Origin of the sequence: Cobetia sp. SIMBA_158 (genome assembly GCF_046566945.1) — a bacterium.
Taxonomy (GTDB): Bacteria; Pseudomonadota; Gammaproteobacteria; order Pseudomonadales; family Halomonadaceae; genus Cobetia; species Cobetia amphilecti.
This window is the reverse complement of sequence record NZ_JAWJYL010000816.1, coordinates 1-249: the sequence shown is the minus strand read 5'-3', so window position 1 is coordinate 249 and position 249 is coordinate 1. Positions and strand designations below refer to the sequence as shown.

Sequence of the window (249 nt, the reverse complement as noted above, 5' to 3'; positions counted from 1 at the left end):
GCGACGACCTCTATAGCAACCGACTTACTATCAAGCTCTAATAAACCTATAGGAATCCAGTAATACTTATTTGCAAAGGCATTAGGAACAGGACAGCCACAGTTTGTACAAAAGTGTGAGCTAAAGCCGGTCTCTTTTTGCCAACTTTTTATATTGTCACTTTTTATCCATTTGAAATGGAGCGCTTCGATAATGGTCGCTGAATTGGAGCTTGAACCTGATTGTTTTTTACACAACGAACAATGGCAC

At 39.8% G+C, this 249-nt stretch carries 1 protein-coding gene; it reads right to left on the bottom strand.

The features are described 5' to 3' along the window. Nucleotides 1–249, bottom strand: a 249-nt coding sequence (locus R2R70_RS22090) for a GFA family protein (RefSeq protein ID WP_410979212.1), incomplete at both ends; no start/stop codon positions are given.